19 protein-coding genes are annotated in these 18018 nt (G+C 67.2%); 11 read left to right on the top strand and 8 right to left on the bottom strand.

Features of this window, described 5'->3' with window-relative positions:
• The first annotated feature begins 13 nt into the window (after positions 1 to 13).
• From SJY11_RS10890 to SJY11_RS10875, 4 genes are all read left to right on the top strand, one after another.
• The gene (locus tag SJY11_RS10890; protein WP_376986612.1) at positions 14 to 1366 is read left to right on the top strand and encodes an IS1380 family transposase; all 1353 of its coding nucleotides are present in this window, start codon (positions 14 to 16) and stop codon (positions 1364 to 1366) included.
• Positions 1360 to 1977 (top strand): PQQ-binding-like beta-propeller repeat protein, encoded by a 618-nt coding sequence (locus tag SJY11_RS10885; RefSeq protein ID WP_376986611.1) that lies wholly within the window; start codon positions 1360 to 1362, stop codon positions 1975 to 1977. The genes SJY11_RS10890 and SJY11_RS10885 overlap by 7 nt, the downstream gene beginning before the upstream one ends.
• 339 nt (positions 1978 to 2316) lie before the next feature.
• Positions 2317 to 2514: a type II toxin-antitoxin system HicA family toxin gene (locus SJY11_RS10880; RefSeq protein WP_376986610.1), complete on the top strand. Its 198-nt coding sequence runs from the start codon at positions 2317 to 2319 to the stop codon at positions 2512 to 2514.
• Between the two features lies 1 nt (position 2515).
• Positions 2516 to 2812 (top strand): type II toxin-antitoxin system HicB family antitoxin, encoded by a 297-nt coding sequence (locus SJY11_RS10875; protein WP_376986609.1) that lies wholly within the window; start codon positions 2516 to 2518, stop codon positions 2810 to 2812.
• Positions 2813 to 2972: 160 nt separating this feature from the next.
• On the opposite strand, the gene SJY11_RS10870 is transcribed toward SJY11_RS10875, so the two are convergent.
• Positions 2973 to 3386 carry a winged helix-turn-helix transcriptional regulator gene (locus tag SJY11_RS10870; protein ID WP_376989300.1) on the bottom strand — a complete coding sequence of 138 codons (414 nt, stop codon included), beginning with the start codon at positions 3384 to 3386 and terminating at the stop codon, positions 2973 to 2975.
• 109 nt (positions 3387 to 3495) lie between these two features.
• Here SJY11_RS10870 and SJY11_RS10865 point away from each other — a divergent pair, with 109 nt between their 5' ends.
• Both SJY11_RS10865 and SJY11_RS10860 read left to right on the top strand, forming a co-directional pair.
• Positions 3496 to 4242 carry an SDR family oxidoreductase gene (locus SJY11_RS10865; protein WP_376986608.1) on the top strand — a complete coding sequence of 249 codons (747 nt, stop codon included), beginning with the start codon at positions 3496 to 3498 and terminating at the stop codon, positions 4240 to 4242.
• Between the two features lie 61 nt (positions 4243 to 4303).
• Positions 4304 to 5251, top strand: coding sequence for a 50S ribosomal protein L11 methyltransferase (locus SJY11_RS10860; RefSeq protein WP_376989299.1), 948 nt, complete (start codon positions 4304 to 4306; stop codon positions 5249 to 5251).
• 165 nt (positions 5252 to 5416) lie between these two features.
• On the opposite strand, the gene SJY11_RS10855 is transcribed toward SJY11_RS10860, so the two are convergent.
• Both SJY11_RS10855 and SJY11_RS10850 read right to left on the bottom strand, forming a co-directional pair.
• Positions 5417 to 5545 carry a hypothetical protein gene (locus tag SJY11_RS10855; protein WP_257785728.1) on the bottom strand — a complete coding sequence of 43 codons (129 nt, stop codon included), beginning with the start codon at positions 5543 to 5545 and terminating at the stop codon, positions 5417 to 5419.
• Between the two features lie 83 nt (positions 5546 to 5628).
• Positions 5629 to 5871 carry a hypothetical protein gene (locus tag SJY11_RS10850; RefSeq protein ID WP_069055833.1) on the bottom strand — a complete coding sequence of 81 codons (243 nt, stop codon included), beginning with the start codon at positions 5869 to 5871 and terminating at the stop codon, positions 5629 to 5631.
• Between the two features lie 301 nt (positions 5872 to 6172).
• Between SJY11_RS10850 and SJY11_RS10845 the strand changes: the two genes are divergently transcribed.
• Both SJY11_RS10845 and SJY11_RS10840 read left to right on the top strand, forming a co-directional pair.
• Positions 6173 to 8011: an aminopeptidase P family protein gene (locus SJY11_RS10845; protein ID WP_376986607.1), complete on the top strand. Its 1839-nt coding sequence runs from the start codon at positions 6173 to 6175 to the stop codon at positions 8009 to 8011.
• Between the two features lie 68 nt (positions 8012 to 8079).
• A complete protein-coding gene (locus SJY11_RS10840; RefSeq protein WP_376986606.1) occupies positions 8080 to 8757 on the top strand; it encodes a hypothetical protein in 678 nt (225 codons plus the stop codon).
• 1 nt (position 8758) lies between these two features.
• On the opposite strand, the gene SJY11_RS10835 is transcribed toward SJY11_RS10840, so the two are convergent.
• The 4 genes from SJY11_RS10835 to ligA form a co-directional block, all read right to left on the bottom strand.
• The gene (locus SJY11_RS10835) at positions 8759 to 9058 is read right to left on the bottom strand and encodes an AzlD family protein (RefSeq protein WP_376986605.1); all 300 of its coding nucleotides are present in this window, start codon (positions 9056 to 9058) and stop codon (positions 8759 to 8761) included.
• Positions 9055 to 9771: an AzlC family ABC transporter permease gene (locus SJY11_RS10830; RefSeq protein ID WP_376986604.1), complete on the bottom strand. Its 717-nt coding sequence runs from the start codon at positions 9769 to 9771 to the stop codon at positions 9055 to 9057. Before SJY11_RS10830 ends, SJY11_RS10835 begins: the two co-directional genes overlap by 4 nt.
• A 12-nt stretch (positions 9772 to 9783) precedes the next feature.
• Entirely contained in the window at positions 9784 to 10647 is an 864-nt protein-coding gene (locus tag SJY11_RS10825; RefSeq protein WP_376986603.1) for an AraC family transcriptional regulator, read from the bottom strand.
• 99 nt (positions 10648 to 10746) lie between these two features.
• Entirely contained in the window at positions 10747 to 12903 is a 2157-nt protein-coding gene (gene ligA / locus SJY11_RS10820; RefSeq protein WP_376986602.1) for an NAD-dependent DNA ligase LigA, read from the bottom strand.
• Between the two features lie 210 nt (positions 12904 to 13113).
• Here ligA and SJY11_RS10815 point away from each other — a divergent pair, with 210 nt between their 5' ends.
• Positions 13114 to 13917, top strand: a complete 804-nt coding sequence (locus SJY11_RS10815) for a DUF2189 domain-containing protein (RefSeq protein ID WP_376986601.1) — start codon at positions 13114 to 13116, stop codon at positions 13915 to 13917.
• A gap of 249 nt (positions 13918 to 14166) precedes the next feature.
• Here the strand turns inward: SJY11_RS10815 and SJY11_RS10810 are convergent, their stop codons facing one another.
• A complete protein-coding gene (locus tag SJY11_RS10810) occupies positions 14167 to 16362 on the bottom strand; it encodes a DEAD/DEAH box helicase (protein ID WP_376986600.1) in 2196 nt (731 codons plus the stop codon).
• A gap of 356 nt (positions 16363 to 16718) precedes the next feature.
• Here SJY11_RS10810 and SJY11_RS10805 point away from each other — a divergent pair, with 356 nt between their 5' ends.
• Entirely contained in the window at positions 16719 to 17102 is a 384-nt protein-coding gene (locus SJY11_RS10805; RefSeq protein WP_376986599.1) for a hypothetical protein, read from the top strand.
• An 88-nt stretch (positions 17103 to 17190) separates the two neighbouring features.
• Positions 17191 to 18018 (top strand): AidB family quorum-quenching N-acyl homoserine lactonase, encoded by an 828-nt coding sequence (gene aidB, locus SJY11_RS10800; protein WP_376986598.1) that lies wholly within the window; start codon positions 17191 to 17193, stop codon positions 18016 to 18018.

Genomic DNA, 18018 nt, shown 5'->3' with positions numbered 1-18018 from the left:
GGAGCGGCTGGTCATGGAGGTTGTGACGGGTGAACTGGAAACGGGCAATCTGCGGGTCGCTTTCGACCGCCGCCTCAAGCTGGAGTTCCATGGATCACGGGTCACGTCGGATGCCGGGTTGCTCGCCTTCCGGGAACTGGACGATGCCCTTGGCTTGACCGAGATAGCTGGGCAAGTGCTGGCCGACTTGAGGACCGGCAAGAACAATCGCCACACCCTGACGGCGCAATTCCGGCAATCGGTGTTCGGCCGCCTTGCCGGGTACGAGGATGTCAATGACGCCGACCGCCTGGGCCATGACCCGGCGATGCGCTGGATCGTTGGCGGCAGGGCAGAGACCAAGGAGGCAGCGTCGACTAGCCAGATGGGGCGCTTCGAGACCGAGGTGCTGACCGGCAAGGCCAACCTAGCCGCCCTGGCGGACCTGTCGGGGACGTGGATTGACGCCGTTCATGCCCGCCGCCCGACGAATGTCGTGGTGCTCGACATGGACTCGAGCGTCAGCCCAACCTACGGCAAGCAGGAAGGCGCCGCTTACAACGGCCACTTTGGCTGCACCTGCTACCACCCGCTGTTCGTCTTCAACCAGTTCGGCGATCTGGAGCGGGCCAAGCTGCGTTCCGGCAACGTCCACAGCGCCGACGACTTGCGTTCGGTGCTGGAACCCGTGGTGGCGCGCTATCGGGACAGGACCAAGCGGCGGTTCTTCCGCGGCGATGCCGCCTTCGCCCTGCCCGACCTGTACGACTACCTGGAAGCCGAAGGCTACAAATACACCATCCGCCTCAAGGCCAATGCCGTTCTTCAGGGCCACATCGCCTACCTGCTAAAGCGCCCCATCGGACGCCCGCCCATGCATGTCCAGCGGTTCCATGCCAGCTTCAGCTATCGGGCCGGATCGTGGAGCCGGAAACGGCGCGTGGTCGCCAAGGTGGAATGGCATCCCGGCGAACTCTATCCCCGTGTCGGGTTCATCGTCACCAACCTGACCCGGCCCGCGAACCGCATCGTCGCCTTCTACAACCAGCGCGGCACGGCGGAGCAGTGGATCAAAGAAGGCAAGAACGCGGTGAAGTGGACGCGGCTGTCCTGCGGCACGATGAAGGCCAACGCCGTGCGGCTCCAGCTTCACGCCCTGGCCTACAACCTGTGCAACTTCCTGCGCACGCTCGCACTGCCGGAGGAGATGGAATGCTGGTCGCTGACCACGATCCGCGAGAAGGTGGTGAAGATCGGCGCGAAGGTGATTGCCCACGCGCGCTACGCCGTCTTCCAGATGGCCGAAGTGGCTGCGCCCCGTCACTTGTTCCGGCGCATCCTCGACATGATCGACGATTTGCGGCGAAGAGAACCAACGCCATGCTGACGGCTGGAAGCGGTCGTACGACGCAGGCGACAGGTGAAGTCCGCCCTCACTGTGGCAAAATCAGCAAGAAACGCACAACTGGGGCGTGGTATCGCGGTCTGAACGCGATTCTGCTGCGACGGACGTTGTCGTTACGCGCTTCCCGCTTCAAAGAGGACCAAAGCTGGGCTATTCTGCCGTCAATCGGAGCCGGAAGGGCCGCCTATCTGGGAAATATCGGCTATATCGTCCGACTCGATACCGGCGAATTCGTCGCTAAGTTCAAGTCCGGCAACATTTGCTACACCACGCCGCTGATCAGCCATGGTCGGGTCTTCTGCGGCTCGGGCGACAAGTACCTCTACGTCATTGATCTCGATAGCTTGTCGCTCGTCGAAAAGCTCTATTGCGGCTCGCGTCTCTATAGCTCGCCGCGTTTGAATAACGGCGTCGTCGGATTGGGCAGCAATGGCGGGATCTATCGCGAGATCGATCCGCTGACGCTCGCGCCGCAAACCTATCTGCAGGTGCCGGATGCAATCACGAATGCGGTCAGCATGACTCAGGATAGGGAAATTGTATATGTGCCAACATATAGGGGCGATGTATTTGCGTTCAGACAAACAATTTGAACTCGAGCTCAGCTAAAATATTAGCTCAAAGATTGCGATATTTGGGACAACATGAAATGCGAGTTACAAAAATATTAGATTATATTTTTTTTATTGATGTAGTTATTTTCGTTATTACTAATTTAGTCCTCGCATATTCGCTTCGCAATCTGGATAGAGGTAGGAGGAATCTTTTTGTTTATATGGGCGAGTGTTTTTCAGCTACTGTAGTTAGTAAAGATTATGATGCGCCTGTACGCTCGGCAATTTTTAAGTCAAGGGCTATAAGTTTCACCTTGTTTGCATGTATTGTCGTGTCACAAATCGCTCCGATTATTTGGCTCAATATGAGGTGATCAGATGTCTGATGATCGTGTAATGGGTAGTGGAATCACGGTCTCGGGCGGTTTCATTGTTGGAGGCTCGTTCGAATTTGGGACATTTAGCTTTAAAAAGCCGGGCGTCCGTGACATCATCACTGTGCCGCATCCGAAGAAGAATTTCGGTCCCGGCCTCGTGTTGACGATCTACAAGCAGGCAGGCTGGCCCCGCGACTGACATGACCCACTACGTCGCCATCATCGAGGACGCAGGGCCCGACTTCGCCGTCGGCGTCTGGTTTCCCGATCTGCCAGGCTGTTTCTCTGCCGGAGACACCCTCGATGAGGCGCTGGCGAATGCGCCGGAGGCGGTCGCGCTGTGGTTTGAAGACATCGAGGAAGAAGGCCGCGCCATTCCCCGCGCCCGCACCCCGAGCGAACTCAAGGCCGATCCGGAAATAGCGGCCGACATCGCGAAACATGTCATCGCGCTGATTCCCGCACCGGATGTCGCGTTACAACCAGCCGCCAAATAGCACGCAGGAACCTCCCGTCATCCCGGATAAGCCGCGAAAGCGGCGCCGATCCGGGATCCATTCCGGAGCCTTTCCGAGAAAAGTTCCGGCATGGATCCCGGGTCTTCGCTTCGCTGCGCCCAGGATGACGTGGCATTTTCTCTTTGAAGGCTCAGCCCCCTCACCGCCCCTCTCGCGCCTTGAACGCCGCCCGCGCCGCCTCGACCTGCGCGTGATAGGTCTCCGCCCAGACCCAGACCCCGCAGAAGGCCGCCGTCAGTTCGCGGCCGATCTCCGTCATCGTGTAGTCGACATGCGGCGGGATCACCGGGTGGACCTTGCGGGTGATCAGCCCGTCGCACTCCATCTGCCGCAGCGTCTTGGTCAGCATCTTCTGGCTGATGCCGCCGACGATCCGGCCGAGCTGGCGGAAGCGCAGCGTGCCATGCTCCTCCAGCGCCTCCAGGATCAGCATGGTCCATTTGTCGGCGACCTGACCGATCACGTCCCGCACCAGCGCCTCGACCTGCGGACTGACCTCCGGATGGATCAGCCGGCCCTGCTCGCGCATCGCCTCCACGGCCTCGCGGATCATCTGCATGCGACGCTCTCCTTTGGGTGCCTATGGCACTTTCAGGTGCCTTCTTTCGATTGGAGAGCATCGGCCCTAGCTGTGTCGGACGCAACCGAGAAAGGGCCTTGCGATGAACATCACCGGAAACACCATCCTCATCACCGGCGGCGGCAGCGGCATCGGCCGCGCCCTGGCCGAAGCGCTGCATGCGAAGGGCAACACCGTCATCATCGCCGGCCGCCGCGAGCGCGTGCTCGACGAAGTCACCCAGGCCAATCCCGGCATGGCATCGATGCTGCTCGACATTCAGGACAAGGCCGACATCGCAGCCTTCGCCCGTGAGGCCGTCACGCGCTTTCCGGGCCTGAATGTCGTCATCAACAATGCCGGCATCATGCGGCCGGAAACACAGATCGACATCGCCATCGCCGAGGAGACGATCGCGACCAATCTGCTCGGCCCGATCCGGCTCACGGCGGCACTGCTGCCGCATTTGCTGGCACAGCCGCGAGCCTCCGTCGTCACCGTCTCCTCGGGCCTCGCCTTCGTGCCGCTGGCGGCGACCCCGACCTATTCCGCCACCAAGGCGGCGATCCATTCCTGGTCGATGGCGCTGCGCCATCAGCTTAAGGACACCTCGGTCGAGGTCGTCGAGATCGCCCCGCCCTATGTCCAGACCGAGCTGCTCGGCCCGCAGCAGGCGACCGACCCCGACGCCATGCCGCTCGCCGACTTCACCGCCGAGGTGATGGCGCTGCTCGAAGCCGCGCCTGCGGATGGCGAGATCATCGTCGAGCGTTGCAAGCCGCTGCGCTTCGCCGAGCGGGACGGGCAGACGCAGACACTGTTCCGCGCCCTGGCCGCGCGCGACCACTGAAGACGGACGAGACCTTGTGGACGCGCATGACAACCGCGCCCACGCCTGCTATCCCGCCGCCATGCGCGAAGGCCTCCTCCCCTCCACGGTCGCGACCGTCCTCGAACTCTCGACCAGCGGCGAGAAGGCGCGCGCGCTGACCGAGCTGCTCGGCGAGGTCTTCGACCCCACCGAAACCGCGATCTCGGCTTTCGAGATCGAGACCGGCGTTACCACGCTGTCGCTGAACGCGCCGTGGAAGGTTGAGATCTACTTTGCGGTTCATCCCGACGAGGAGGCCGTGCGCGACATGCTGCGGCCGATCGTCGGCGATGTCATCGACACCACGCCCTTCGAGACGGTCAATCAGCAGGACTGGGTCGCCGCCAGCCTGGATGGGCTGAAGCCCGTCCGCGCCGGCCGCGTCCTCGTCCATGGCGATCATGACCGCGACGCGGTGCGGATCAACGATATCGGCATCGAGATCCCCGCCGCGCTCGCCTTCGGCACGGGCCATCACGGCACCACGGCCGGCTGCCTGCTCGCGCTCGACGCCGAACTGAAGCGCCGCCGCCCGCGAAACGCGATCGATGTCGGAACTGGCACCGGAATCCTGGCGCTGGCACTCGCCAAGCAGACCAAGCGCAAGGTCGTCGCCGGCGATATCGACGCCATCGCGGTCGAGGTCGCCGCGCACAACGCCCGCGTCAACCACGCGCCCCATGCGCTGGATCTCTATGTCGCGCCGGGCTTGCGCCATGCCAGGGCGAACCGGCCGGGCCATTTCGACCTCGTCTTCGCCAACATCCTGGCGGGTCCCCTGAAGCGCCTCGCCCCCTCAATCGCGCGGGTGCTGTCGGATGACGGCACGGTGATCCTCTCGGGCCTGCTCGCCATGGACGTCGCCGGCGTCGTCTCGACCTACCGGCACCAGGGGCTCTATCTCGCCCGCCAGTCGCTGCGCGAAGGCTGGGCGACGCTGGTCATGAAAAAAGGCGGCGCAGCCCCGAGGCCACGCCACCTTCGATAATCCTCCAGCCGCGCGACCTTGTGTCGGGTCGCGGACTGCCGATCCTTCGCCAGGCTGAGCCGAATGGCGCGGCGTTCGAGAACCGGAGCGGAGCGGACATATCGTCCGTGAGCACCGGAAGCGCAGAACGTCGCGTCAGGCGGCCAGCATCGCGAAGGATCGCGATCAGAAGCCGATATGGCCGTACTTGGCCTCGGCTTCCGCCTGCATGGAGCGGGCGTCGTGCCAGACGGCGGAGGCGAACTTCACGGCGTCGACGATGCTCTCGTAGACATGCTTGATGATGGCGATCATGGTTTGCGTCCTTGAAAGGCGCCGGGTGACCGGCGCAGAAATCGGGAAGGCTCCGGCGCGTCATGCGCCGGACGGGGCGCGGCTCACCGGTTGAACGGCAGGGCCTCATCGGTCGCCAGCGAGGTGGCGGACACGCCGCCGAGCATCAGGCCGGCCTCGTTGATGCGGAAGCTGTGGGCACGCAGCTCACGCAGGGCGGAGCGGCGGCGGCTCTCGATCATCGCGGCGTAGAAACGCTGCCAGAATCCGGGGCCTTCCGAGGCCGCCGCGGTCTTCTTGACCTCGGTGGCGGGCAGGACGGCGGTGTTGTTCAGCACATAGGTCATAGGGATCCATCTCCTCAATCGAAACGAAGGACAGTCCCGGTCGCTTCCTCGTTCTCTTATGCGACCAAAGTGGTACGTCTTCGCATCTGCGAAAAGAGGATTTCGCAGATGCGAGATATGCGCCCAACGCATACGAGGGGCGGGTTTTCGTTAATGATTGACGAATTCGCATAGCGAAGTGGCAGACGCCTGCTTTTGCGGCGGCTTTTTTAGACGGCGTCGCGCATCGCGCAGCGCCATTTCGACTCGCCATCGCCGCCGGCACCCGCAACGATGACGCAAAGCCAACCGGACCCCGCCGATGCCCGAATCGCCTGCCCTGCTCACCTGCCGCTTCCAGAACTTCTCCGAGCCGACCGACCCCTCCCAGGTCGCGCCGCGCGTAGCGGCGCTGCGGCAGGAACTCGCAAGGCAGGGCTTAACGGGCTTCATCGTGCCGCGCGCCGACGAGCACCAGGGCGAGTATGTCCCCGCCCATATGGCCCGCCTGGCCTGGCTGACCGGCTTCACCGGCTCGGCCGGCAACGCGATCATCCTCGCCGACCGGGCAGCGCTGGTCGTCGACGGCCGCTACACCATCCAGTCCCAGGAGCAGACCGATACCGCCATCGTCACCCCGACCCGCATGGAGGAGATGCCGCTCAACCGCTGGATCGAGCAGAACCTGCCCGTCGGCGGACGGCTCGGCTACGATCCCTGGCTGCACACGGTCGACGGCGTCGCGAAGCTGGAGAAGGCAACGGCCATGGCCGGCGGCAGCCTCGTTGCGGTCTCGCAGAACCCGGTCGACGCGATCTGGAGCGACAGGCCGGCGCCCCCCGCCGCGCCCGTGAAGGCGCATCGCGCCGATTTCGCCGGGGAGGACGCCGCCGGCAAGCTCGCCCGCATCCAGGAGGCGCTGGCGAAGGCAAAGGTCGATGCGCTCGTCGTCTCGGACCCGCATGCGCTGGCCTGGACCTTCAACATCCGCGGCGGCGATGTCGAGCACACGCCGCTGCCGCTTGGCTATGCCATCGTCCAGCGCGAGGGCCGGCCGACCGTTTTCCTGGCGCCGGAGAAGATCACCAACGAGGCGGGAGACGCCATCGGCGCCGTCGGCGAGACCGCGCCGCCCGCTGCTCTCACGACACAGCTCGCGGCGCTGGGCGCGGCCGGCGCGAAGGTCAGGCTGGACGCGACGACGGCCGCCGCGGCACTCGCTACGCTGATCCGCGATTCAGGCGGCACGCCCGATGCCGGCACGGACCCGATCGCGCTGATGAAGGCCCGCAAGAACGAGGCTGAACTCGCCGGCGCCCGCGCCGCCCACCTCCGCGACGGCGCCGCGATGGTGCGCTTCCTGTCATGGCTGGCGCGCGAGGCGCCCAAGGGCGGGCTGACCGAGATCGACGCGGTCGCGGCGCTCGAGGCCGAGCGGCTGAAGACCGGGCTGCTCAAGGACGTGTCCTTCACCACCATTGCCGGGGCCGGCCCCAACGCGGCCCTGCCGCATTACCGCGTCACGGAAGCGAGCAACCGGCGCATCGAGCCCGGCATCCTGCTGGTCGATTCCGGCGGGCAATATGAGGACGGCACCACCGACATCACCCGCACCATGGCGATCGGCGAGCCCAGCGCCGAAATGCGGGACCGCTACACCCGCGTGCTGAAGGGCCATATCGCGATCTCGCGCGCGGTTTTCGTCAAGGGCACCTCGGGCGCCCAGCTCGATGCGCTGGCGCGGCTGCCGCTCTGGCAGGCGGGGTTCGATTTCGACCATGGCACCGGCCACGGCGTCGGCAGCTATCTCTCGGTGCATGAGGGGCCGCAGCGCATCTCCAAGCTCGGCACGACGCCGCTGGAGCCCGGCATGATCCTTTCCAACGAACCCGGCTACTACAAGGAAGGCCATTACGGCATCCGCATCGAGAACCTCATCGTTGTCGAGCAGCGGGCCATCCCGGGCGGCGAGCGCACCATCTACGGCTTCGAGACCATCACCTGGTGCCCCTATGAGCGCGCGCTGATCGACCGCGCCCTGCTCGACGCCGGCGAGATCGCCTGGATCGACGCCTATCACGCTCAGGTCTGGGGTAAGCTCGCGGATCTGGTCGAGGGCGAGGCGAAGGCGTGGCTGGAAAGGGCCTGCCTGCCGCTGTGAGCGAAGATCGGAATTGACACAACCTTAGGTAGTATTATCGTCCCTGTCATTCTCGGGCGGGGGCGACCATGACCAGGCATTTCCTATCGATCGCATGCGGACTTCTGGCGGCAGGTTGCGCGACACCGCCGCAACCGGATCTCCCAGGAGGAACAGGCGGGCGCGAGCTTCGACCCGCCCGCGCGGGCATCAATGTCGGCTCGCTCTATTTCGCCCGCGAGAAGGCGACCGAGGACCGGTCCCGCCCGGTCAACCTGGAGCGTCTCTGCGAGGTCGATCTGGCGCGATATGCCGTGCTGCCTGTCGACGCCAGACAGTCGGACGTCGATCTGAGCTTCAAGCTCGAGGCCAGCGGCGCTGTCAGCGGCATCAAGAACATCTTCGTCAATCTCGGCCTCAGCGGCAATTTCAGCGACCATTTCGAGTACAAGCTGACCAATGTCGTCGATCGCAGCATCAGCTATCAGGAGGCCGAGACGCTCTTCGCAGACCGGGCCTTCAAGCGCGATTGCAGCCACTGGCGCCAGAACATCTCGCGCGAGAACTGGGCGCGCTACCAGGTCCTCTCGCTCAAGACCGGCGACATCGTGCTGCGGCAGAAGACGGACAGCGGCTCCTCCGCCGACATCAAGGCCAAGATCGCCGTCGCGGAGCCGCAGCTCAAGGCCGCCCTGTCGCGCAGCTACAACCTCGCCGTGAGTGGACAGGGCATGGTGATCGCGGTCAACACCATCATCCGCGACTGAGTCAGGCCAGCGCCCGCAACGCCACCACCGCCGCGACACCGACCGCCACCACGCCGAGCAGCGGCAGGCGCGTGGCGGCGAGCGCGGCCAGCAGCGCGGCGACCGTCTCCGGCCAGCCAGTGGCGAGCGCGCTCGGCGCGATGACGGCGACGAGCACGGCCGGCGGGATCGCATCGAAGGCGGCCTGGGCGCGCGGCGAAAGCTGGAGCCGTCCGGCAAGCGCGAGCCCGGCCAGGCGGGTCGCATAGGTCGCGATCGCCATGCCGAGGATGGCGAGCAGATTGTGCGGGTCGAGCGTCATGGGCGGGCCTCCGGCGCGGGCTCGGCGTCCACGCCCGAGCCAGCCGCGAACCACGCGGCGGCGAGCCCGCACAACGCGCCCGCCAGCACATGCCAGGGCGGCCCGATCAGCCCGTAGGTCAGCGCCGAGGCGAACCCTGCCGCAGCAACCGTCCAGAACGTCACCCGCCCCTTCCAGAAGGCGGCGACCAGCGCAATGAACAGCGCCGTGAAGGCGAAATCGGCCCCGAAGCGGCGCGGATCGCCCAGCGCGGCACCAACCACGGCGCCGAGCGTCGAGGTCGCGCACCAGCAGGCGACGAAGGGCACCACCATCCCGAACCAGTAGGCCGGCGTCAGTTTGTGGGTGCGCGCCCGCTTCTCGGCCAGCGCCCAGTTCTCGTCGGCCATGTAATAGAGCCCGAGCGCCGTCTGCCCGCGCGAGAAGCCCGCGAGCTTCGGCACCAGCGAGGCGCTCATCAGCACATGGCGGGCATTGATCAGCAGCGTCGAGAACACGATCGCACCGATCGGCGCCGGCGTCGCCCAGAGCTCGACCGCCGCGAATTGCGCCCCGCCGGCGAAGACCAGCGCGCCCATCACCAGCGTCTCCAGCGGAGACAGGCCCTTGCCGGCCGCAAGCGCCCCGAAGAGCAGCGCGATCGGCACCGCCGCGAGCATGGCGGGCGCGATGTCGCGCAGGCCCCGACGGGCATCGTCGCGCAAGGTGGACATCGTGATGGGCCTTCAGGAGAGATGGGCGGCGCGGAAGGCGCCGGGCGTCACGCCGAGCCGCGCCTTGAAGGCGCGGGTGAGATGGGCCTGGTCGCAGAAGCCGGTGGCGACCGCGACCGCGCCGGGCGCCTCGCCCCGCCGCAGCCGCTCGCGCGCCCGCCTGACCCGGACATCGACGAGGAAGGCATGCGGCGTCAGTCCGGTCTCAGCCCGGAAGGCGCGGATCAGGTGATGCCGCGGCAGGCCGGCCACGGCGCCGATCTCGGCGAGCGAGAGGTCCTCGTCATGCCGGGCCTCGATCAGCGCCCGCGCGCGATCGACCGGGCCGGGTTCGCGCCCGATCGGGCGCGGGCCGAGATCGGCATGGCGCACCAGCATCGCGGCATAGGCCCGCAGCAGCGCCTCCTCGCCAGCGAGCGCATCCGCCCCCTCCTCCAGCAGCCGGTGCGCGGCGGCGAACTGCGCCGCTCCCTCGGGGTCGTGCACCACCGGCTCGCGGAAGAAGGGGGTGCCGGCGCTCTCGCGCCCGGTCAGCGAAGCCGCCAGCTCCTGCATCAGATCGAGCCCGGGATAGCTCATCCGGTAGCGATAGCCGCCCTCGCTCGGCGCCCCGTCATGGACGTCGAGCGGCTGGTTCATCACGAGATCGCCGGGCCCGGCATAGAGCCTCCGGCCGCGCGCATGCCAGATTTCGCAGCCGGTCAGGATCGTCCCGATCGCATAGGTGTCATGGGCATGGGGGGCATAGGCATGGGTGCGGAAGGTCGCCGCCAGGAACTCCAGTCCGTCGAAGCGGCGCGCGGCGAAGAGATGCGCCCGCTCGCCGGTCTTCAGCGGCGTCTCGGCCAGCGCCTGTTCCTGCGTGATCAGATCCATGGCGCGAGGTTAAACCCGATCGCGCCGGGGCCGTCTTGAAGAAAAGTGATCGGGCGCATCAGCCTGGGCGATCGGCCGGACGGGCCGATGGCGAAGGCCTCAGCCACCGACGAGCTCGAACCAGCCGGCCTCGTCGATCACTTCGACGCCATGCTTTTGCGCATCCTTCAGCTTCGAGCCCGCGCCCGGCCCCGCCACCAGCAGGTCGGTCTTGGAGGACACCGAGCCCGCCACCTTGGCCCCGAGCCGCTCGGCCATCGCCTTGGCCTCGTCACGCGTCATGCGCTCGAGCGCGCCGGTGAAGACCACGATCTTGCCGGCGACAGGACTGGCGGACGCGACGGCCTCGAGTGGCTGTGGCGTCACCTGCGCCAGCAGCCGGTCGAGCAACTCCTCATTGTGCGGCTCGCCGAAGAAATCGGTCAGCGCCTCGACCACGGTGGGCCCGACGCCATCGATCGCGTCGAGCTCCTGCCGTTCCGGCGAGGCCGGGTCGGCCGCCGCCAGCCCGGCCGCCCGCAGCGCCTCGAAGGAGCCGTAATGGCGTGCCAGCAGGCGGGCATTGGTTTCGCCGATATGACGGATGCCGAGCCCGAAGATGAAGCGGTTGAGCGGCGGCGTCCGGCGCTCCTCGATCGCGGCGAAGAGCTTGGCGACGCTCTGGGCGCCGAAGCCTTCCTTGTCCTTGAGCTTCTTGAGATTGGCAGCGTCGCGCGCAGCGAGCGTGAAGATGTCGGCCGGTTCCTTCACCGGCAGGTCGGGGTCGCCGTGGAAGAACTCGATCTGCTTGTCGCCGAGCCCGTCGATGTCGAGCGCGTCGCGCGAGACGAAATGCTTCAGCCGCTCGACCGCCTGCGCCGGGCAGATCAGCCCGCCGGTGCAGCGGCGCACCGCATCCTCCTTGCCCGAGCGCGGATTGATCTCCCGCGTCGCATGGCTGCCGCAGGCCGGGCAGAGCGTCGGAAAGGCGTAAGACTTGGCATCCGCCGGCCGCTTGCTCAGATCGACCGCCGCCACGCGCGGGATCACGTCGCCGGCGCGCTTCACCGTCACCGTGTCGCCGACGCGGATGTCGGGCGGCTCGCCGTCGCGGATCCGCTCGCCCTTGGAGTCGTAGCCGCGGATATAGTCCTCATTGTGCAGCGTCGCATTGGTGACGACGACGCCGCCGACCGTCACCGGCCGCAGGCGCGCCACCGGCGACAGCGCGCCCGTGCGCCCGACCTGGATCTCGATCGCCTCCAGCACGGTCGTGGCCAACTCGGCCGGGAATTTGTGCGCGATCGCCCAGCGCGGCGCCCGCGAGACGAAGCCGAGCCGCGCCTGCAAGCCGAGATCGTCGACCTTGTAGACCACGCCGTCGATGTCGTAGCCGAGCGAAGCGCGCTGGCTCTCGATCAGCCGGTAATGCGCGAGCAGCGCCTCGACGCTCTCGCAGCGCTTCATCAGCGGATTGGTGCGGAAGCCCCAGCGCCCGAAGGCCTCGACGACGCCCGATTGCGTCGGCGCCGGCAGCTCCGGCATCTCGCCCCAGGCATAGGCGAAGAAGCGCAGCGGCCGCGAGGCGGTGATCGTGGCGTCGAGCTGGCGCAGCGAGCCAGCCGCCGCATTGCGCGGATTGGCGAATTCGGGAAGCCCCTTCTCGCGCTGGCGCTCGTTGATGCCGGCGAAATCGGCATGGCCCAGATAGACCTCGCCGCGCACCTCGGCGATTTCCGGAAGGTCAGGCCCGGCCAGAACCTGCGGGATCTCGCCGATCGTGCGGGCGTTGACCGTGACGTCCTCGCCCTCCTCGCCATCGCCGCGCGTCGCGGCATGCACGAGCGCGCCCTTCTCATAGCGCAGCGAGAGCGACAGCCCGTCGATCTTGGGCTCGGCGGTGAAGGCGATCGGCTCTTCGTCCTTGCGGCCGAGGAAGCGGTGCACCCGCTGCACGAACTCGGCCACCGCCTCGTCGGTGAAGGCGTTGTCGAGCGAGAGCATCGGCACGCGGTGGCGAATCTTGGCGAACTTGCCTGACGCCTTGGCGCCGACCTGGACGCTGGCCGACGAGGCCGCCTTCAGCGCCGGAAACGCCGCCTCGATCGCCTCCAGCCGTCGCCGCATTGCATCGAAGGTCGCGTCGTCCATCTCCGGCGCGTCGTTCTGGTGATAGGCGATGTTGGCCGCCTCCACCGCCTCAGCCAGCCGCCTGTGCTCGGCGCGGGCCTGGCGGGAGGTCAGTTCGGCGACGGGGATGGGTTCGGGCGCGCTCATGGTCCCTCATTAGGCGAGAAGCCGGCGTCGTGGGAAGGCAGGATGAAAGCCGCCGTTCCCGCATTCGTGTTCGCGCCGCCTGCGACAGGGCTGACCTTTTCGGCTATCCTTCCTCAGCTGGGAATTGGAAGCTCGACGCCTTCAGGCCGTTGACCCAAGCTCGCGTCAAAGGGCTGCAAGGCGAACCGGGCCACAACCGGGAGACACGCCATGGCCAATCTCGACACCCATCTGCACAGCGTCCCACGCGAGGGTGCGCCTGTCCTGCCGCGCGTCAACACCATCACCACCCGCGACCTGCGTGAGGCGTTGAGGCTGGGCTGGGAGGATTTCAAGGCGCAGCCGAGCCACCTCGCCTTCGTCGCCCTGATGTATCCCATCATCGGCGTGCTGCTGGCGCAGGCGACGGTGAGCTTCAACGTCTTTCCGCTGCTCTTCCCGCTGCTCGGCGGTTTCGCCTTGCTCGGGCCCTTCGCGGCGATCGCGCTCTATGAGATCAGCCGGCGGCGCGAGCGCCATCTCGATTCGGGCTGGGAGCACGCCTTCGCCCTGCTGCGCTCGCCGGCGATCGGCCAGATCCTGCTTTTGGGCGCGATGCTGACCGGGCTGTTCCTCGCCTGGCTGGCCTGTGCCTGGTTCATCTACAAGGGTCTGCTCGGCCTGCCGGCGGACGTCTCGACGCTGGACTTCCTGCGCGCCGTCTTCACCACCGGCGGCGGCTGGACGATGATCGTCGTCGGCAATGCGGTCGGGCTGCTCTTCGCGATCGTCGCCTTCTCGATCTCGGTGGTGTCCTTCCCGCACATCATCGACCGGCGGGTCGACGTCGCCACGGCGGTGCGCACCTCGCTCGCCGCGGTCGAGCGCAACCCGCGCGTGATGACGGTCTGGGGTCTGATGGTCACGGGGCTGCTGGTGCTCGGCTGCCTGCCGCTGCTCGTGGGCCTGATCGTGGTCATGCCGGTCCTCGGCCATGCCAGTTGGCATCTCTACCGCAAGGTCGTGGAGGGCTGACAGCCTGCCCCGGCTGACGCTGCGGTCGCCACCCGTCGCGCGAAAGCGGGAACTTTCGCGCGAAGACGCGGTTCACTGCCCATCATCGACCTGGCGGCGGGCGCAGCGCCCTGCCGCCCTACCGGGGGCAGTTCCATGAACAGCATCATCTACATCATCGGCCTGATCGTCGTCGTCCTGGCTATCCTGTCCTTCCTCGGCCTGCGCTAAGGAAGTCAGGAGGCGCCGGGCGAGCCGGCGCCGGCCGCCTCAGCGCGGCTTCTTGCCCTTGAACGGCGCCTTGCCCGCAAAGGACTTGCCGGCGCCCGACTTGCCGGCGCCAAAGGGCTTCGGCGCATAGGGCTTCTTCTCGCCATAGGGCTTGTCGCCGGCCGGCTTGTCGAAGCGGGGCTTCGGCCCCGAACGGAACGAAACGTTCGGGTCCGACAGGGCGTCGCGGTCGCTGCGCACCGGGTCATAGGTCTTGGCGGCGCCGAAGGGCTTGGATTTGCCCTCATAGGCCTTCTTCTTGCCCTCATAGGGCTTCTTTTCGCCGCCCTCGTAGGGCTTGGCCTCGGGCCTGGCCTCGTAGGGCTTCGGCTCGTAGGTCTTCTTGGCGTAGGGCTTCTTGTCCCCGCCCTCATAGGGCTTCTTCTCGTACGGCTTCTTTTCGTAGGGCTTCTTCTCGTAAGCCCGGGGCGGACGCGCATCGCCGTCGCGCTCGGGCTTGGCATAGGGCGCGGGCGCATGGCTCGCCTTCTCGGCGAAGGGCTTGGCCGGGCGGCGCTCGTCCTCGCCGGTCACCGGCTCGATCACGATCTTGTCGCGGTCGACGGCCTTCGCCAGCTCGTAGAAGCGCTCGGCGACATCGGCGTCGATCTCGACCTTGGTTTCCTTGTCGAAGATGCGGATCGCGCCGACCTCGTCGCGGGTGATCTTGCCGCGTCGGCAGATCATCGGAAGCAGCTGGCGCGGATCGGCGCCATCCTTGCGGCCGACGCTCAGGCGGAACCAGACGGTGTCGCCGCGCGGCCCCGATTTGAGGCGCGGTGCGTCCGAACGCGGGCTGTCCTCGCGGTTCTCGCCGAAACGAGCCCCCTCGCGCGGCGCATAATCCTCACGCGCCCGGGCCGGACGACGCTCGTCGCGGGCGAAGTTCGGGTCCCCGACCTCCTCGGAGGCCGGCAGGCGGGCGCGATAAATCCGCACCAGCGCGGCCGCGATCTCGTTGACCGAGCGGCCGGCGATCAGGGCCTCGACCATCGCGGCGTCGACCTCGCCGGGCTCGCCGGTCAGGATCGGGTCGTTGAGCAGCCGCTCCTTGTCGAGGACACGGATTTCGTCCTGCGTCGGCGGGCCGGCCCAGACGGCCTCGACCTTGGCCTCGGCCAGCAGCATCTCCGCCTTGCGGCGGCGCGACGGCGGCACCAGCAGCACGCTCGTGCCCTTGTTGCCGGCGCGCCCTGTGCGGCCAGAGCGGTGCTGCATCACCTCGGGGTCGTTGGGCAGTTCGGCATGGATGACCAGCGTCAGCCCCGGCAGATCGATGCCGCGCGCGGCGACGTCGGTGGCGACGCAGACGCGCGCCCGGCCGTCGCGCAGCGCCTGCAGCGCCGAATTGCGCTCGCTCTGCGAGAGTTCGCCCGAGAGGGCCACGGCCGAGAAGCCGCGCTCCAGCAGGATCGCCTCGAGATGGCGCACCGCATTGCGGGTGTTGCAGAACACCAGCGAGCATGGCGAATCATGGAAGCGCAGCAGGTTGACCACCGCGAGCTCGGCTTCCTTCGGATAGACCCGGATCGCGCGATACTCGATGTCGGCATGGCCGCCGGGCGTGGCCGCGACCTCGATGCGCAGCGCATCGTTCTGGTAGCTCTTGGCGAGCTGGATGATCGCCTTGGGCAGCGTCGCCGAGAACAGCAGGCTCTGGCGCTCGGCCGGCGTGGTCTTCAGGATGAATTCGAGATCGTCCCGGAAGCCGAGATCGAGCATCTCGTCGGCCTCGTCGAGCACGACGGCCTTCAGCGCCGAGACATCGAGGCGATGGCGCTCGATATGGTCGCGCAGGCGGCCGGGCGTGCCGACGACGACATGGGCGCCCTCGTCGAGCAGCGCGGCCTCGCGGCGCGGGTCCATGCCGCCGACGCAGGCGATGATACGGGCATTGGCGTGCTTGTAGAGCCAAGCGAGTTCGCGCTGGACCTGCAACGCGAGTTCGCGCGTCGGCGCGATGATCAGGGCGAGCGGCTTGGCCGCACGGCCGAAGGCCTCGGCCTCGCCGAGCAGGGTCGCGCCGATGGCGAGCCCATAGGCAACGGTCTTGCCCGAGCCGGTCTGCGACGAGACCAGAAGGTCGCGCCCGGCGGCGGACGGCTCCAGCACGGCGCTCTGCACCGGCGTCGGTTCGGAATAGTTGCGTTCGGCGAGCGCGCGCGCGAGCGGCGCACTCGAGGTCAGAAAGGACATGGGACAGAGGGCCTAGGGTTACGGCGCGGAATCGGAATGACGGCGCAGGATGTCGGCGACGGGCGCAGGGCGCAGCCATCGATTGCGGGGCTCATAGCGCAAATGGCGACGGAAAGAAACCGGGATGGCAATCGCAGCCTTAAAGGATACGCCCCACACTCCAAATGCGCCGTCATTCCGGACAAGCCGCGCCAGCGGCACCGCTCCGGAATCCATCGAAGAGCGCAGCGACCGACGATGGATTCCGGGCCTTCGCTTCGCTCGCCCGGAATGACGGAGCGGGGTTGATCGGCTTGCCCTTGACGACTCAGGCCCGTCGCGCGATCCCGCCGCCGCTTGCGGAGAGAACGATGCGGATGCGGTGGGCGATTGTGGCGGGGATCTGGATGGCGAGCGCGCAGGCTCACGCCCAGGACGGCGCGCAGATGATGACGCTGGCCGAGGTCAAGCAGCGCCGCGCCGAACTCGCGGGGCTCTTCATCCGCGTCGAGAACGTCACCGTCTCCGGCTTCGGCATGGCCCGCGGCGGCCTCGCCCAGGACGCCAGCGGCACGGTGCGCCTGGACGATGCCGGCATGCCGCAGGACACCATCACCTATCTCGAACGCCATTGCGCCAGGCCCGGCGCGAAGGCCAGCGCCGCCGCGCCGGCCGGGTGCCGCGGCGCACTGGAGTTCACGGTCGCCTCAGTGCAGGGCGCCTTCACCATCAGCGACGCGCAGTTCATCCCGCAGAACTGAGGCACATGGCGACCGTCCGGCGTCGCGCCTTGCCAAGGCGCGACGCCCTGCGCTGTGATCGGGGTCCCACGGAACAGGGACGGCTCTCATGGATCAGCAGACACGGCGCTTCGGTCTCTACGATGTCTCGATCCTGCACGACGGCTTCTACGAGGCCCCGATCGACGTGCTGACGCACGCCTCCGGCACCGCCGCGCGCGACGGCGCCATCGCCGCATGGGGCCGGCCGACATTGCGGATTGTCGTGAACTGCTTCGTCCTGCGCGGGCCAGGCGGCATCATCCTCGTCGATGCGGGGACCGGCACCTCCTGGGGCGAGGCCTATGGCCATGCCCGCACCGGCCTCGAGGCGCTCGGCGTGACGCGCGAGAGCGTCGATCGCGTGCTGATCACCCATCTCCATGGCGACCACGCGCTCGGCCTGTTCGATGGCGAGGCGCCCTATTTCCCGAACGCACGCATCCTCGTTCCGGCCCCGGAGCTCGGCTTTTTCACCGACGCAGACAAGCGCCTGAGCACGCCCGAAAACCGCCGCGGCGGCTTCGCCATCGCCGAGACGCTGCTGCGTCTCTACCCCGACCGCGTCGACGCCATCAGCGACGTCGATGACGTCCTCCCGGGCGTGACCCTGATCCCGCTGCCCGGCCATACCCACGGCCAGAGCGGCTACCTGATCGAGAATGGCGGGCGCGACCTGCTGCTCTGGGGCGATGCGGTGCATCTCGAAACGCTGCAGGCGGCCGATCCCGAGGTCGGCCTCGTCTTCGATTTCGATGGCGCGGTCGCGGTCGCGACGCGTCGCGACATCCTCGGGCGGGCGAGCGACCTCGCCTGGATCGTCTCCGGAGGCCATGTCGAGGGCTTCAAGACGGTCAGGCGCGCCGGCAACGCCTTCGAACTGGTGCCCGCCGCCTGA

It is taken from the genome of Allobosea sp. R86505 (genome assembly GCF_042466375.1).
Classification (GTDB): Bacteria; Pseudomonadota; Alphaproteobacteria; order Rhizobiales; family Beijerinckiaceae; genus Allobosea.
The sequence above is the reverse complement of the archived record's forward strand: the minus strand, read 5'-3'. Positions and strand labels throughout refer to the sequence as shown.